Below are 15,731 nucleotides of genomic sequence, written 5' to 3'. Positions count from 1 at the left end.
CATTAACAGCTTTTCCATCTTGCTATAACAAAGTGGCAGGGGTAGCAGGACTCGAACCTACGCATGCCAGAGTCAAAGTCTGGTGCCTTACCGACTTGGCTATACCCCTGTAAAAAAATGGGGTGGACGAAGGGACTCGAACCCTCGACAACCAGAACCACAATCTGGCGCTCTACCAACTGAACTACGTCCACCAAGTTTAAAGGAAAAGATATGGCGCGCCAACAGGGATTCGAACCCCGGGCACACGGCTTAGAAGGCCGTTGCTCTATCCAACTGAGCTATTGGCGCAATTTTGCATAAATGGAGCGGGTGAAGGGAATCGGACCCTCGCGACTGGCTTGGAAGGCCAGGGCTCTACCACTGAGCTACACCCGCATACTGCTAAAATTTATTGTTGTCCGCATTGGTTAAAAAGTGTTGATATCGCCTTGCTCACAGCACTTTCTCGCTGAGGACAAGTGTTAGTATACTGCAAAAAAAGACGAATGTCAACACTTTTTTCACAAAAATGCATGAAAACATATGATTTTTTACAGCGCTCTATTTCACTCTGGCATAAGTGGAATAATCTCGCCGTCTGCACCTCCATCTTCAATGGTCAAAATACCAAAGGTTTTTTCTCCGCCAAAATGAGGAAGGGCTACACTGCCGGGATTTATCATTAAAAGGCAGTCGTCCTGGTCGATCATCGGGATATGTGTGTGACCGAAAAGCACAATATCCGCGTTTTCCTCCAGTGCTTTATAGCGCAGGGTGCTGTACTCATTTTTGACATGGAGCGTGTGGCCGTGACAGGCCAGGATCACCTTGCCGCCCAGCTCGGTCTTGATAAAAAGATGTCCCTTCTGGGAATAGACATCCATATTGCCCTTGGCTGCAAACACCGGCACCGATGTCCAATGTTTGATCTGCAGGGCGTCGTCCACATAATCGCCCATATGAAAAATCGCCTCCACCTTGCCCATCTGGCTGACCGCGCGTTCCAGGTCGCCCAGATTGCCGTGGCTGTCACTGACTAATCCGATCCGCATGTTCCCTTCTCCTTTCTGCTACTGGTATTTCTCTAAAATCTGTTTTGCGCGCGCCACAGCTCTGGCACGGTGGCTGATATCATTCTTTTCCTCTGGTGCCATCTGCGCGTAGCTTTTGCTCGTCTCTTCCACGATAAAAAGCGGGTCGTAACCAAAGCCCTCTTCACCCATAAAATCAAAGGCGATCCTGCCTCTGACGGTCCCTCTGACGGTCAGCTCCTGGCCGTCCGGTAAAATCATGGCGATCGCACTGACAAATTCGGCACCGCGTTTTTCCTCAGGCACATCCTTCATGGCCTTTAAGAGCTTTTCATTGTTATCGCGGTAGGTCACATCCTCCCCTGCGTAGCGGGCGGAATAGATTCCTGGTGCGCCGTCCAATGCGTCCACCGACAGACCAGAGTCATCCCCCATAATGATCATTTCAGAATCCTTCACAAAAGGCTGAATAGCCCTCACCTTAATCAGGGCATTGTCCTCAAAGGTGTCGCCGTCCTCAATGATCTCAATGTCAATGCCCATGTCTTTCATGCTCTTTACTTCAAATTTATGATCCAGCATGGCCTTGATTTCCCGGGCCTTGTCTTTATTTCCGGTTGCAAGCACGATGGTTTTCATCATAGTCCCTTTCCGGGCGCTTAAAGTGTTCCCAGCGCCTCTTTTTGAATGTTAATCAGTTTATACACGCCGTCTTCTCCCAATGCCATGAGCTTCTGGAATTCATCCCGGGTAAAGGGGCGTTCCTCCCCAGTTCCCTGGATCTCCACGATCTCGCCTTTATCAGTCATGACAATGTTCATATCGACCTCTGCAGTAGAATCCTCCTCATAGCAGAGATCCATAATGGGCTCGTTCTGGTTGATACCGACACTGGTGGCGGCCACATATCCGTTAATTGGCCACTCATCAATGACCTCTTCCTCCATGAGCCATGTGACTGCGTCATACAGAGCCACAAAGGCACCGGTAATGGACGCGGTACGGGTGCCGCCGTCGGCCTGGATCACATCACAATCAATCCATATTGTCCGTTCCCCAAGCTTCTCCATATCAATCACAGAACGCAGGCTTCTGCCAATTAAGCGCTGGATTTCAACGGTTCTGCCGTCAATTTTGCCGCGGCTGCGGTCCCTTCCCTTACGAGAACCTGTGGAGCTTGGGAGCATTTCATATTCGGCGGTGACCCATCCTTTTTTTTCACCTCTTAAAAAGGGCGGTACCTTATCCTCCACCATGGCAGTACAGATAACCTTGGTATTTCCCACCTCGATGAGTACCGCGCCCTGGGCGTTTCTGGTAAAATGCCGGGTGATGCTCACCGGCCTCAGGCCGTCGTTACTTCTTCCGTCAATTCGATTCAAAATTCTCTCCTTTGTTAATCGCAACAACGGACGATCTGAGGACCGCCCGTTGTATTCTGTCATATTATTCAGCTTTCCAGTTTCCTGGCGACCAGCTCGCGGATAATCTTGTTGGCGACCTGTGGGTTTGCTTGTCCCTTGGTTGCCTTCATGACCTGGCCGGTCAGGAATCCGTAGGCCTTCTGATTCCCGGCTCCGATATCCTCGATGGATTTCGGGTTGTCTTCGATAATCTGGGCGATAATGCCTTCCAGCTCGCTGGTATCACTCATCTGAGCCCAGTTATTTTCTTCCACAATGGCCTTGGGGTTTTTGTCTTCTTCAAACATCTTCACCAGAACCTTTTTGCCGATAGTACCGCTGATGGTACCGTCCTTGATGAGCTTTAACAACTCAGCCAGCTGTGCCGGGGTAAAGGGAATGTTTTCCATCGACAGCTCTTTTTCCTTGAGCATAGCTGGAATATCCACCATCAGCCAGTTGGAAATCTGCTTGGGTTCGTCGTACAGCGCAACGGTTTCCTCAAAAAATTTCGCAGTCACCTTGGAGGCAGTCAGGACACCGGCGTCGTAGTCCGGCAGCTTGTACTCTGCCACATAGCGGGCACGTTTGGCTTCCGGCAGCTCTGGCAGCTCAGACTTGATCTGCTCAATGGTCTCATCGGTAATAACAATGGGCACCAGGTCTGGTTCCGGGAAATAGCGGTAGTCGTGGGCTTCTTCCTTGCTTCTCATGGAGGAGCTGACGCCCTTGACGTCGTCCCACTTGCGGGTTTCCTGGATAATGCGGTGTCCTTTTTTAAGCTCGATAATCTGACGTTTGCTCTCGTACTGGACTGCGCGCACTAAAGCCCTGAAAGAGTTCAGATTCTTCATCTCTGTACGGGTTCCCAGCACATCACTGCCCTTTTCCTTGACAGAAAGGTTAACGTCGAAACGAATGGAGCCTTCTTCCATTTTACAGTCGGAAACGCCCACATATTCCAAAATATTACGGATTTTTTCCGCAAAAACCCGAGCTTCCTCGGCACCGCGGATATCCGGCTCAGTGACAATCTCGATGAGCGGCACGCCACAGCGGTTAACATCGACCAGGGTGCCATCTGCGGATTCATGGAGCAGCTTACCGGCGTCCTCCTCGATATGGATACGGGTAATGCCGATTTCCTTTTTTTCGCCTTCCACTTCAATATCCACAACCCCGCCGGTACAGATGGGCAGATCAAACTGAGAGGTCTGATAGGCCTTTGGCAGATCAGGGTAAAAGTAATTTTTACGGTCCATTTTGCTGAAATTCGCAATATGGCAGTTCAGGGCCAGTCCGGCTCTCGTGGCATACTCAACGACCTTTTCATTGAGTACCGGCAGTACGCCGGGCATCCCAAGGCACACCGGGCAGGCATGTGTATTTTCATCTGCACCGAACTTGGTAGAGCAGGAGCAGAAAATTTTAGATTTTGTTGCTAACTCGGCATGGATTTCCATCCCGATGACAATATCGTATTCCATCTTTATTCCTCCTTTGCCTATACAAGCTTTGGCTTCTGGTCTTTAAACGCGGTTTCACGTTCAAAGGCGTAGGCTGCCTGCAGAATCTTTTCTTCGCTCAGTACCGGTCCCAGCAGCTGCATACCGATAGGCATGCCGTCACGGTCAAAGCCGCAGGGGATTGAAATTCCCGGAATTCCGGCGATGTTCACCGGAACGGTATAAATATCGGTCAGGTACATTTCCAGCGGATTACCGGTCTTTTCGCCGATGCCAAAGGCGGTCTTGGCCGTGGTTGGCGTCAGCAGGACATCACAGGAATCAAAAACATTTTTGAAGTCATCCATGATCAGGGTACGAACCTGCATGGCTTTTTTATAATAAGCGTCGTAATAACCGGAGCTTAAGGCGTAGGTTCCCAGCATGATGCGGCGTTTGACCTCATCGCCAAAGCCCTGGGTTCTGGTTTTGCGGTACATGTCTACCAGGTCTGCGTATTCCTCGGCGCGGACACCATAACGGATACCGTCGTAGCGGGCCAGATTGGAGCTGGCTTCCGCGGAGGAGATCAGGTAATAGGCGGACAGAGCGTAATCCAGATACTCAAAGGAGACATCCACGATTTCTGCGCCCATGGCACGGTAGGTGTCAATGGCGCTTTCGATGGCTGCGCGCACCTCTGGCTGAAGGCCTTCGCCCATAAATGCCTGTGCCACGCCAATCTTCATGCCTTTGGCGCCATTCTTCAGGTTCTGTGTATAGTCCTTTTTATCAACCTTAAGGGAGGTTGAATCCTTGGGGTCATGGCCTGCAATGGCACTTAACACGATGGCGCAGTCCTCAACATCCTTGGTAAAGGGACCGATCTGGTCTAAGGAAGACGCGAAAGCCACCAGGCCATAGCGGGAAACCAGGCCGTAGGTCGGTTTCATGCCAACCACGCCGCAGAAGGCCGCTGGCTGGCGGATCGAACCACCGGTATCGGAGCCCAGTGAGTAGTAAGCCATATCGGAGGCCACCACCACTGCAGAGCCGCCGCTGGAGCCGCCGGGCACGCGTGTGAGATCCCAGGGGTTTTTGGTTACCTTGAAGGCGGAATTTTCTGTGGAGGAGCCCATGGCAAACTCATCCATATTGGCCTTTCCGAGCAAAATCCCCTTCTGGGCCAGCAGGCGGTCATAGACCTCTGCGTTGTAGGGCGGCACAAAATCGCCCAGAATTTTGGACGCACAGGTGGTCTGGATACCGTCGGTACACATATTGTCCTTTAAGGCGTAGGGAATGCCCTCGAGCACATCCTTCTTTCCTTCTTCTGCGATAAGCGCGTCCAGCTCCTCAGCCTCTTTCATGGCTGTCTCGGTTGTCAGGCAAAGATAGCCGTCAATTTTATCTTCTACTGCGTCGATACGGTCGACCGCTGCCTGGGTGACCTCTTTGACGGAAACTTCTTTCTTTTCAATAAGCCCATTGATCTCATGGACAGTCAATTGTGATAATTCCAATTCGATCCTCCTATTCCAGAACTCTCGGCACTTTAAAGCAGCCGGCTTCTGATTCCGGCGCGTTGGCCAGGACTTTTTCAATTGGCAGTGAAGGCTTCACTTCATCTTTTCTAAAAACGTTCTGAACCGGCAGAATATGTTCTGTGGGTTTTACGTCTGATGTATCTAATTTATTCAAAGTCGCCGCATAATCAAGGACTGCGCCCAGCTCATCCGCCAGACGGTCCGTTTCCGTTTCGGTGAATTCAAGGCGGGCCAGATCCGCAACATAGGTAACTTCTTCTCTGGTAATACTCATGATTTCATTCCTTTCGGGTAAATTTTTCTCATTATATCATTATAATTCAAAACCCTTTAAATGTAAATTATTTTCAGTAAAATTCAACCCGCAGAAATTCAGCCCGTATCGCGGCGATACGGGCTGAACAAAGGTGGACGGTGGAACGTTGAAGGTGGAAGGTTCATGACCGGATTGAAAATGCGGTATTCTGCCGCATCAGGCTGTCAAAAAGTGGCGCAGCCCAAGACTGCGCCTTTTATCCAGATAAGCAAAAAGGTCCAGGCGCTGCGGATAACGGCCAGGAATCGTGCCGCATGATAGGAATAGCCGGACATTGGCAAGAACCGCCTCTCTTTAACGCTTCAAATCTTCATGATAAAGTTTATCTACACCCTGAAAGGGTATCGCCACGATACCCCTTGGTTTTATTTTTATTCCAGGCCGACCATTTTTTTAAAGGCTTCCTCGTCTATAATGGGCACGTCCAGGCTCATGGCTTTCTCAGCCTTGGAGCCGGGGTTTTCTCCGGCCAGCACATAATCGGTTTTTTTGCTGACCGAGCCGGATACCTTGGCGCCGTGGCTCTCCAGGATCTCCTTGGCCTCACGGCGTCCCATGGTGGGCAGTGTGCCGGTCAGGACAAAGGTTTTCCCCGCGAGTTCTGCAGTGGCCCTGGCGGTATTTTCCGTCATGTTGACACCAGCCTCCCGCAGGCCGTCCACAATACGTCGGTTTGCATCGGTCTTGAAAAAATCCACAATTTCCACAGCCATTTTGCCGCCGATGTCATAAATTTCTGTCAGCTCCTCTTCGGAAGCCTCCATAAGGGCGTCCATGCTGCCAAAGTGGGAGGCCAGTATTTTGGCCCCGTTGGCTCCTACCAGCGGAATTCCCAGGGCAAAAACCACCTTGGAGAGCGGCCTGCTTTTGGAATCCTCTATGGCGTTTATGAGGTTATCCACAGATTTTTCGCCCATTTTTTCGAGCCCAATCAGGTCTTCCCGACGGTTAAAAACATGGTAGATATCCACAATGGTGTGGATCAATTCGTTATCCAGCAACTGTCTTACCACCGCCGGACCCATGCCGTCGATATTCATGGCATCTCTGGAGGCGAAATGAACAATCTTGCGAAATACCTGGGCCGGACAGTCCATGTTCAGGCACTTAGTTACTGCCTCACCGGGCACCCGGTAGGTTTTGGAGCCGCAGACCGGGCAATGGGTGGGCATGGTAAAAATGACCTCAGCGCCGGTGCGCTCCTCTGGAATGGAATGATCGACTTCGGGGATAACATCTCCGGCCTTCTGGATCACGACCTTGTCGCCAATCCGGATATCCTTGTCGATGATGTAGTCCTCGTTATGGAGGGTCGCCCGGGAGATCATGGAGCCTGCCAGCAGGACAGGCTCAAGCTCCGCCACAGGCGTCAGAGCGCCGGTACGGCCCACCTGCACCGTGATGTCCCGCACAGTGGTCACGGTCTGCTCGGGCGAGAACTTGTAAGCAATGGCCCATCGGGGTGATTTGGAGGTATCCCCCAGCCGCTCCCGCTCTGCCAGGTTATTGACCTTGATAACCATGCCGTCGATCTCATAGGGCAGGGCTTCCCGGCCGCCGTGCTCCATCTCCTCGATGTAGGCGATGATGTCCTCCATGCTGCTGTAAAGCTTCATCTCGCTGGTTTTAAAGCCGCAGTGTGTGAGGAAATCAAAGCTTTCTTTATGGGTCTCAAAGGTCCGGTCCTCACAGTATTCCAGATTAAACACAAAGATGTCCAGGGGCCTCTCGGCCGCCAGTTTGGGATCAAGCTGGCGGATAGAGCCTGCGGCGGCGTTTCTGGGATTGGCGAACAGGGGCTCGCCCTGCTCCTCCCGCGCTGTGTTCAGCTGCTCAAAGTCCTCCTTGTAGATCAGCACCTCTCCCCGGACCTCCAGGGTCACAGGTTCTGTGAGGCGCAGGGGAATGGTCTTGACCGTCTTCAGATTCTGGGTGACATTTTCGCCGGTCACGCCGTCGCCGCGGGTAGAGCCGCGGACTAACAGTCCGTTTTCGTAGTCTAACACAACGGTCAGGCCATCGAATTTATGCTCGACACAGTACTCCACATCGGGGTAGACCTTGCGGATACGGGTATCAAAGTCCCTCAGGTCCCCGGCGTTAAAGGCGTTGCTGAGGCTGAGCTTGGGCGTGGTGTAGTTCACTTTCTCAAAGGCCTCTGACGGCACGCCGCCCACACGCTGGCTGGGTGAGTCGGGGGTCAGGAACTGCGGATAGGCAGTCTCCAGACTGATGAGCTCCCGCATCATGCGGTCGTACTCGTAGTCTGGAATGACGGGCGCGTCCTTATCATAATAACGGACGTTGTTTTCCTCAATTTGTTTTTTAAGCTGGCTGATTTTGGCTTCAGCCTGTTTTAATTCTTCATTCATAAGTCATTGTCCTCAACGCAAAATTTAGACCTAGGCTTTTGTTACATAAGACGGGTCCAGTTTCTTTATACCCACTCCCGGGAATGCGATTGACACCTGGTTCGGTTTTACCTCAACAATGGTGCCGATGCCGAATTTTTTATGCTTGACCTTATCGCTGAGATTAAAGGCACCGGAGCTTTCCTCCTTGGCCTTTTTAGGCGCTGCGGATTTATAAACATTGGGTTTATGCTGCAAATGGTCGGAAAAACTGTATGTCTTTTTCTCAACCGAGGCTTCCTCGACAATCTCGTTGCGCTCGTATTTCTGGACATTCAGCTCCAGGCATTCCGGAGGCAGCTCCTTCAGGAAGCGGGACTGTATCTGGGGCTGGCGGCGTCCGTAAACGGTGCGTTCTGCCGCCCATGACATATACAACCGCTCCTTGGCGCGGGTGATGCCCACATAACAGATACGGCGTTCCTCTTCCATTTCCTCTGGATTGTCCATGGAGCGGCCGTGGGGGAAGATGCCCTCCTCCACGCCTGGCAGGAAGACCACAGGAAACTCGAGTCCCTTGGCATTGTGCAGGGTCATAAGCAGGATCTTCCCTTCCTCGCTGTCATACTTGTCGGTCTCGGCAGTCAGGGCGACTGTTTCCAGATAGGCGGTCAGGCTCTTGTCATCGCTGTTCTTTTCAAATTCCACAGCGGAGGAGATCAGTTCCTCAAGGTTTTCGATACGGCTCTCGCTGTGGTCCAGCTTTCCAAGCTCCAGCATCTCAAGATAGCCGGTATCCTTGATGACATGGTCGATGAGCTCGCTGACTGAATCGGTTTCGCAGCGGTCCCGCAGCTCTTCCATAACCATGGCAAACTCGCGGACCTTGTTGCGCACACTGGAGCTGAGCTCCGGCACTTCCTCACAGTGATAGAAGGTCTCCATGAGGCTCCAGCCCTTAAACTCGGCAAATTCCCTGATTTTTTCCAGGGTGGCTGTGCCGATCCCGCGCTTGGGCACGTTCACGATGCGCATGAAGCCGATGTTGTCCAGTGGGTTGATGAGTACATGAAGATAGGAAATAATGTCCTTGATTTCCATACGTGAGTAGAAGCCTGTACCCCCGATGAGCTGGTAAGGCATGCCCTCACGCATGAAGGCCTCTTCAAAGAGACGGGACTGGGCATTGGTGCGGTAGAGCACTGCAAAATCACCATAGGTATAACCCTTATCGGCCCGGAGGTTCTCGATTTCCTGGGCTACAAAGCGGGCCTCGTCATAGCCCTGGTTAAAGGATGAGACAACGATTTTATCATCCCCGGGATTTCTGGTCCAGAGGTTTTTATCCTTACGGCCAGTATTGTTGGCGATCACCTTGTTGGCACAGTCCAGAATCACACTGGTGGAACGGTAGTTTTCCTCCAGCTTGACCACCTTGGCGTCAGGATAGTCCTTTTCAAAGTCGAGGATATTGTTGATATCTGCTCCTCGCCACATATAAATACTCTGGTCGTCGTCACCGCACACGCACAGGTTGCGGTGTCCTGCTGCCAGCAGGTTGACCAGCTCGTACTGGCTGTGGTTCGTATCCTGGTACTCATCGACCAGGATGTACTTAAACCGGTTCTGGTATTGCTCCAAAATTTCGGGAAAGCCTTTAAACAGCACCAGGGTGTTATAGATGAGGTCATCGAAATCCATGGCGTTGTTCTTTTTCAAGGTGTCCTGGTATAGGCGGTAGTACTGCGCCACCTTCTCTGCCCTGAACTCGCCCGGATTATTCTTCAGGTAATCCTCCGGCGTCCAGAAATTATTTTTGGCTGTTGATATCTGACTCGATACATACTGGAACGGAAACATTTTATCATTAAAGTCCAGCTCCTTGATCAGGGTTTTGTAAAGGCGCTTCTGGTCGTCGGTATCATAGATGACAAAATTATCGCTGTAGCCCAGCCACTGGCTGTGGATACGCATGATGCGGGCACACATGGCATGGAAAGTATACATCCAGATACGGTCGCTTTCCTCCACGTTCATGGCCGCGATACGCTCACGCATTTCGCCCGCCGCTTTATTGGTAAAGGTGATGGCCAGTATCTGTGAGGGCCAGGCCTTTTTACTCTCGATAATATATGCGATTCTGTGGATAATGGTCCGGGTTTTCCCGGAACCGGCACCGGCCAGAATCAAAACCGGCCCCTCGGTCGTTGCTGCCGCTTCCCTCTGCTGTTCATTCAGTCCGTCTAATAAACTCATTGTTCCTCCGCTTGTTCTCTCTAAAACAAAATATCGCCGTAGTAGATACTTTTTAAGACCTTGTCCATTTCCTCACGGGTCATCGGCACCGGATTACGGGCGGTCGAGCCTTTCATGGAATTGTCCAGAAGGCTCTCATAATGGCTGTTAAAGTCTTCCTCGCTGATCCCCATCTCCCTGAAGGTTTTGGGGACGCCAAACCGGGCGTTAAAGCCCTCGATGGTATCGATAATATCGGCACCGATCACTCTTGACAGCTCATCCAGATCTGCCCTTACCGCCTCATCCCGGGCGTTGTATTTGAGCACATAGGGCAGGGCCACTGCGTTGAGCAGGCCGTGGCTGGTGCCAAAGCGTCCGCCAAAGGCATGGGCAATGCCGTGATCCATCCCCAGGCCGGAGTTCTGGAAGGCCATACCCGCCAGGCACTGGAAGTTGTGTACTTTCTGCCGGTTCTCAACGTCACCCTTTTCATAGGAAAGCGGCAGGTACGCACACAGTCCTTCCACCGCGCCCTTGGACATGAACTTGCAGAAATCGTCATTGTTCTTGTTGATATAGCTCTCAACCGCATGGGTCAGGGCGTCCATACCGGTTTCCACCATAACGTGTTTTGGCATGGACAGGGTCAGGTTGCCGTCGAGGATGGCGATGTCGGGGATAAACGCCGTGGTCTTCAGGCCCACCTTGATGTTTTCCTCTGTAAAGGTAATAACCGCTGCGCGGGTGACCTCGCTGGCAGTGCCTGAGGTGGACGGTGCGGCAATAAACTGAAGCTTCCTGCGCTCTGCCGGCGCTTTTCCGCCGCGGATATCCTCCAGTGTAAGCTCTGGATATTCGCACATCAGGGTCATGACCTTGGTAGCGTCGATGGCGGAGCCGCCGCCCACTGCCATGACGGTGTCCGGATCAAAGGCCTTCATGGCCGCGAGGCCAGAGAGCACCTCGCCTGTGGTCGGATTGCCGCCAATCCCGCTGTACACTTCACAGGTTTTTCCCTGCTCCGCAAAAACCGCTCTGATATGGTCGATGGTTCCGTTTTTAAACATCGCGGACTTCCCAGTAACCACAAAGATCCGCTGTCCATCCAGATTCTTAATATAATCAATGGCGCCTGGTCCTGTAACCAGCTTACTGCCGTTAAACTTTAATTCTTTCATTCATTTGCCTCCTTTGGTCCTTCATAAGCCGGGAACACAATCATCATTTTGGTTCCCAGGTTTTCTTCACTTTCCACCCTGATCATGCCCTTGTGCTTCTGGACGATCCAGTAGGCAATGGACAGGCCCAAGCCTGTGCCGCCCTCTGCCCGGGAGCGCACCTTATCCACACGGTAGAAGCGCTGGAAGATTTTTTCCTGCTCCTCTTTTGAAATACCAATGCCCTTATCGGCCACACAGATCTCAATACCTTCCTCGATCCGCTCAGCCTGGACGACGATGGTTTTATTCCGCTCGTCAGCCCCCGGCTCGGTGTATTTGATGGCGTTGTCGATGAGGATAACCATGAGCTGGGTCAGCTGCTTTTCATCCCCCATCACGTTCAGTTCTTCCATAGGAACTTTGCTGAGGATCGTGATGGATTTCTGTGCGGCCATGGGGATAAACCGCTCGGTAACCTCCATGATCAGGTAGCTCATATCCACCGGCATGGGCTCAAAGTGCACGTCGCCGGAATCGGCTCTGGCCAGGAACATCAAATCCTCCACGATGTGGTGCATGCGCTTGGTTTCGTCATAGGCGTTATCCAGCCAGGTGGCCTGGCTTTCAACGGTTTCGTCGCCGCTGGCCTTCACCACCTCCAGATTGGTCTGGATAACAGCAATGGGCGTCCTGAGCTCATGGGACGCATCCGCGAGGAATTCCCGCTGCTGGTCCATGCTCTTTCGCACTGGCACCAGCGCCCTGCCGGACAGAAAATAACCGCACAGTAAGGAAAGGGTCGCGCCGGCCAGCACCACGATAAGGATCATCCGGACCGCGTTCTTTAACACGCCACGCTCCGTATCCATATTTTTCATGGCCTGCACCACCCGCATTTCACCATCCTTACTGACGGTAACATAGGTACAGATTTTAAGATTGTTGTCGTCGGTCTCGTAGTCACTGATCAAATACTTGTCCCGGTTGCCGCTGAAATAGCGGTTAATAAGCCGGAAAAGCTGGTCCTGATTCAAGGGCTGGGACTCAGACTTGTCCACCACGTTAAACGCATCGTCCCAGATCGTAAAAGCGATGCTGTTGTGCACCAGAGTGTCTTTAAACTCCTGATAGCCCTTCTGGGTCTCTGCCGCAACCGCGCCGCCCTCCTGTTGTGTCTGAAGCTGCTCGACGTTGTTGGCCAGCTGAGAGCAGTAGATCTCAAGGTTATTGCTGACGCCGGACTCCATATCCATATTGATGGTTAAATAGAGCGAAACAGCGACAAATACCGACAATCCAATCAGGACCGCGGTATTCATCAGTGTCAGATTCAATCTTAATTTATTAAGGCTGAGCATTGTCCTCTTCCTTCAGCACATAGCCCAGACCACGGATCGTCTTGATAACAGTCCGGGATTTCTTCAGTTTTTTCCGCAGATAATGAACATAAATCTCGACAGAATTCTCCATGGCCATACTTTCAATCCCCCAGATCCGGTCAAGTATCTGTTCCTTTGAGATCGTCATACCCGGGTTTCTGATAAACATTTCCAGCAGCTGGGCCTCCTTAGAGGTCAGCTTGATGGGCGCGCCGTCTATGAGCAGCTCTCCGCTGTTGATATTCAGCGATAAATCGGAAAAGGTAATGGCATTGTCCTGGTAGACCTCCCAGGGGCGCCTGCCCAGAGCGCGGATACGGGCCAGCAGTTCTTCGGTGACAAAGGGCTTGACGAGGTAATCGTCAGCGCCCATATCCAGGCCTTTTACCTTATCAGCAGTGCTGTCTTTTGCGGTCAGGAGCAGCACAGGCACGTTCTTACCGCGGTCGCGGATGGATTTGAGAATGTCCAGCCCGCTCATGCCTGGCAGCATAATGTCAAGGACAATAACATCATAGACATCGTTCTCGCTGAGCAGCTTTCCCTCGATGCCGTCGTGGACCACATCAACCAGGATTTTATTTTTTTCGAGGATTTTCCCAAGGGCGGTTGCCAGGGATACCTCGTCCTCTACCAGTAAAACGCGCATGTTTATTCACCCCGCTTGTCATCTTCCCAGTTCAGGGGCTTGAATTCGGGCTCGGGGGCCGCGTCTGCCGGTGCCGCCTGAGGCCGGGGCGTTTCAGGCTCGGTATTTATTTCCTGGGTTATGGGCTCTGCCGGCTGCTCGGCCAGAGTGCGGTCAACCTCCCGTTTACATTCGAGGAAGGTCTGCACTGCCCGCTCATAATTGTCCAGAAAATCGGTATCCGGCAGAATGTTTTTATCCATCAGATAGTAGATAAACAAGCCGATATAGTAGGTCTTTTCCGGTTCGATGGTCTTGAGGCTGGAATATTTGAAAAAGGCGGTCACCAGGTCGTCACCGGCTGCCAGGATATCGCCGCCGATGCGGACCCACTCCTTGGACAGGGTATCGATAAGGGAGGCCTTGAAATAGCACCACAGCAGCCCCTTTGCTATGCTCTCACCCATGATCTCCAGATTGTCCTGGAGCTCTCTGGCTCCATTTTTAAATGCATCGAGAATCTTGGGCGCGTAGATGACATCTCCGGTGGCGTAGCGTTTGCGCAGGCCGCTCTTTTCGGGAATCAGCCGGTTCAGGAGAATATCATCCTGCCGCAGCTCCTTCTGGATCACATACCACTCGTCATACAGGCAGAAGGGCATGTAGCCAAAATCCCTGAACAGGTGGTCGGACACCCGCTTCACCTCCATGAGCTGCTCAGGATCGCCGTAGACGGCTTCCTCAACCTCGATGAAGTTTTCCATCTGGTAAAACATATTGTTGCGCTCAAAATAATGGCCGATGCCCATAATCAGCTTAACGTCACGGCTGAAGAACAGGATGCCGTCCAGCTCGTCGTCGTTTGGCACCTCGTCCTCCATTGGCAGCTGGAGGTACTGGCGGCCGTTATACATCATCTCGTTACAAGGGAAGTACAGGTCGTTGGGATAGTCGTCGGTATACATGAAAAACAACCGCTTGCTCTGGTCAAAGGCGACAATATAGCCTTTGGTCGTAAAGAAAGCCCAGCCTGTTTCCGGATCTTTTTTGCCGTATTTTACATGGAAGCCGTCTGCATACAGGCAGTTCTTGGCAATATACTCGGCGGCCTTTTCTTTGCTGTCGATGCCCATGAGCGCCAGATTGGCCGTGTACTTTTTCCAGAGCAGATCCACTGTCAGGCCGTCTGGGGCCTGAATGGGCGATTTACGTCCCTCGGGGTCATTTCTTATATTTTTCGCGATACAGAGCAGCACGCAGTCCAGATGAATGGTGTCGATGGCTTCATCAGGCTTCAGAGACTTCAGGTCTCTCACAACCTTCTCGTTAATGATGTTCAGGGTGTCGCGTATGCGGCGCTCCTCTTTCTTGGTAGTCTTTGTATTAAAATTATCGATGGTTTTGGTGATGGTCTTTGCGTTCTCCACACCGTTCACATAACACTGGACATTTTTTCCCGGATCGCCGGTATAGAAAAGATTTTTAAAGTCGATCAGGTAATAATCCTCGGTCTGCTTCATTTCGTAGTCAATGACGGTTTCGTCCTTGATCATGACATAAAGCAGGGTTTTCTTTTCAATGCGCTCCATGATAAAACCCTTGCGGGAGAAAAAGGCGTTAACGTAGGTCCGCGGCACTTCCTCGCTGCAGTTCATGGACAGCTGTTCCATGTAAAGAGTATTCTGCATCATGTAGCTGACAAAGTTCTTGCTCTTGTCCAGCCCGTTGTTTTCAAGATTGTCAAAGAAGCCATAGAGCAGCACCTTGTAGACAATCTTGGCCATGTCGTTCTGTTTGTTAATGATCCGGTCGGTCCGGTTGATAATGGTCTGGTTCAGGCTGGTCTTGTCAGAAAAATAATTCGGTTCGATGACCAGCAGCGCTTCGACTGCCAGAAAGATCAAGGTGTCAATATCCACGGCTGCCATGTTGGTGGCGCGGTAATTTTCCTTGAGGTTTCCCATGACACGCTGGTACATTTCGTCGATCTGGCTGATGCCCTCCTTGATGGTTTTGTGGCATTCGCTGCAGAGCGCATCGTATTGTATGTTAATCCGCGAATTGTTTATTTTTAAAGAACGCTCAAAAAACCCCAGTTCTTTTCCGCATTTTTCACAACAATTCTTCATTAAAACACCCTTCCTTTCGATATAAAATAGATCTATTTATAAAAATCCTTCATCCACATCTAATACTTTGCATAATTCATTATAGTTTATCATAAAACCCTTAAATAATGTAGATAAAAAGC

13 protein-coding genes and 4 tRNA genes are annotated in these 15,731 nt (G+C 51.5%); 1 reads left to right on the top strand and 16 read right to left on the bottom strand.

What is annotated here, in order from left to right:
* Nucleotides 1-33: 33 nt before the first annotated feature.
* From DW091_RS11985 to gatC, 10 genes are all read right to left on the bottom strand, one after another.
* A tRNA-Gln gene (locus DW091_RS11985) sits at nt 34-109 on the bottom strand.
* Between the two features lie 9 nt (nt 110-118).
* Nucleotides 119-194: transfer RNA gene (locus tag DW091_RS11980), tRNA-His, on the bottom strand.
* Between the two features lie 20 nt (nt 195-214).
* Nucleotides 215-291, bottom strand: a tRNA-Arg gene (locus tag DW091_RS11975).
* Between the two features lie 13 nt (nt 292-304).
* Nucleotides 305-378 (bottom strand) — tRNA-Gly (locus DW091_RS11970).
* Between the two features lie 170 nt (nt 379-548).
* Nucleotides 549-1,034: a metallophosphoesterase gene (locus tag DW091_RS11965; protein ID WP_058695616.1), complete on the bottom strand. Its 486-nt coding sequence runs from the start codon at nt 1,032-1,034 to the stop codon at nt 549-551.
* An 18-nt stretch (nt 1,035-1,052) separates the two neighbouring features.
* On the bottom strand, nt 1,053-1,652 hold the full coding sequence (locus tag DW091_RS11960) for an XTP/dITP diphosphatase (protein ID WP_118518262.1): 600 nt from the start codon (nt 1,650-1,652) through the stop codon (nt 1,053-1,055).
* 20 nt (nt 1,653-1,672) lie between these two features.
* On the bottom strand, nt 1,673-2,395 hold the full coding sequence (gene rph / locus DW091_RS11955) for a ribonuclease PH (protein ID WP_058695618.1): 723 nt from the start codon (nt 2,393-2,395) through the stop codon (nt 1,673-1,675).
* 68 nt (nt 2,396-2,463) lie between these two features.
* Nucleotides 2,464-3,903: an Asp-tRNA(Asn)/Glu-tRNA(Gln) amidotransferase subunit GatB gene (gene gatB, locus DW091_RS11950; protein ID WP_058695619.1), complete on the bottom strand. Its 1,440-nt coding sequence runs from the start codon at nt 3,901-3,903 to the stop codon at nt 2,464-2,466.
* A gap of 17 nt (nt 3,904-3,920) precedes the next feature.
* Nucleotides 3,921-5,384 carry an Asp-tRNA(Asn)/Glu-tRNA(Gln) amidotransferase subunit GatA gene (gene gatA, locus DW091_RS11945; RefSeq protein WP_118518246.1) on the bottom strand — a complete coding sequence of 488 codons (1,464 nt, stop codon included), beginning with the start codon at nt 5,382-5,384 and terminating at the stop codon, nt 3,921-3,923.
* Between the two features lie 10 nt (nt 5,385-5,394).
* Nucleotides 5,395-5,682, bottom strand: a complete 288-nt coding sequence (gene gatC, locus DW091_RS11940) for an Asp-tRNA(Asn)/Glu-tRNA(Gln) amidotransferase subunit GatC (RefSeq protein ID WP_013379276.1) — start codon at nt 5,680-5,682, stop codon at nt 5,395-5,397.
* Between the two features lie 165 nt (nt 5,683-5,847).
* Here gatC and DW091_RS20710 point away from each other — a divergent pair, with 165 nt between their 5' ends.
* On the top strand, nt 5,848-5,982 hold the full coding sequence (locus DW091_RS20710) for a hypothetical protein (RefSeq protein WP_263422113.1): 135 nt from the start codon (nt 5,848-5,850) through the stop codon (nt 5,980-5,982).
* A gap of 113 nt (nt 5,983-6,095) precedes the next feature.
* Here the strand turns inward: DW091_RS20710 and ligA are convergent, their stop codons facing one another.
* The 6 genes from ligA to DW091_RS11910 are packed head-to-tail and all read right to left on the bottom strand — an operon-like array spanning nt 6,096 to nt 15,609.
* Nucleotides 6,096-8,096: an NAD-dependent DNA ligase LigA gene (gene ligA / locus DW091_RS11935; protein WP_118518245.1), complete on the bottom strand. Its 2,001-nt coding sequence runs from the start codon at nt 8,094-8,096 to the stop codon at nt 6,096-6,098.
* A gap of 30 nt (nt 8,097-8,126) precedes the next feature.
* Nucleotides 8,127-10,331 (bottom strand): DNA helicase PcrA, encoded by a 2,205-nt coding sequence (gene pcrA / locus DW091_RS11930; RefSeq protein ID WP_058695622.1) that lies wholly within the window; start codon nt 10,329-10,331, stop codon nt 8,127-8,129.
* A gap of 20 nt (nt 10,332-10,351) precedes the next feature.
* Entirely contained in the window at nt 10,352-11,491 is a 1,140-nt protein-coding gene (locus DW091_RS11925) for an iron-containing alcohol dehydrogenase (RefSeq protein WP_058695623.1), read from the bottom strand.
* Complete coding sequence (locus DW091_RS11920; protein WP_224168792.1) at nt 11,488-12,807, bottom strand: ATP-binding protein; 1,320 nt, start codon at nt 12,805-12,807, stop codon at nt 11,488-11,490. The genes DW091_RS11925 and DW091_RS11920 overlap by 4 nt, the downstream gene beginning before the upstream one ends.
* Before the next feature lie 10 nt (nt 12,808-12,817).
* Nucleotides 12,818-13,501, bottom strand: a complete 684-nt coding sequence (locus tag DW091_RS11915; protein ID WP_096920054.1) for a response regulator transcription factor — start codon at nt 13,499-13,501, stop codon at nt 12,818-12,820.
* A 2-nt stretch (nt 13,502-13,503) separates the two neighbouring features.
* Nucleotides 13,504-15,609 carry a hypothetical protein gene (locus tag DW091_RS11910; RefSeq protein WP_058695626.1) on the bottom strand — a complete coding sequence of 702 codons (2,106 nt, stop codon included), beginning with the start codon at nt 15,607-15,609 and terminating at the stop codon, nt 13,504-13,506.
* Between the last annotated feature and the right edge of the window lie 122 nt (nt 15,610-15,731).

Origin of the sequence: Eubacterium sp. AM05-23 (assembly GCF_003477535.1) — a bacterium.
Lineage (GTDB): Bacteria > Bacillota > Clostridia > Eubacteriales > Eubacteriaceae > Eubacterium > Eubacterium maltosivorans.
Note: the sequence above shows the minus strand (reverse complement) of the source record. Positions and strands in the feature narration are given on the sequence as shown.